Raw genomic sequence first — 260 nt, forward strand, 5'->3', positions numbered from 1 at the left:
TCCAACGAGATCAACACTTCCTCGAGCTGATCACGCAACACCGGATCCGTCGACGCCCGCAACCCCAACTCGAGCGCAACATCCTCAAACGACACCCCAGCATCCGTGCCGTCGGTGTCGGATGGTTTCGGGGCGCGTGAGGCCGCCCGCGCCATGATGTCGACCCGATTCGTACTGAACTCACCATCAAGATAGGCCGCCCGAATCGTCGGCACAGCTTCCAGCAACTCCGCCAACGACATCCACCGACCGGCCTTCGA

The 260-nt window shown here is 61.9% G+C and carries 1 pseudogene; it reads right to left on the reverse strand.

Annotated features, from left to right (window positions below):
* Nucleotides 1–260 (reverse strand): annotated as a pseudogene (locus ACLQ3C_RS21675) (HNH endonuclease); the annotation flags it as partial.

Source organism: Gordonia sp. DT30 (assembly GCF_049844915.1).
In the GTDB taxonomy this organism is placed as follows: Bacteria; Actinomycetota; Actinomycetes; order Mycobacteriales; family Mycobacteriaceae; genus Gordonia.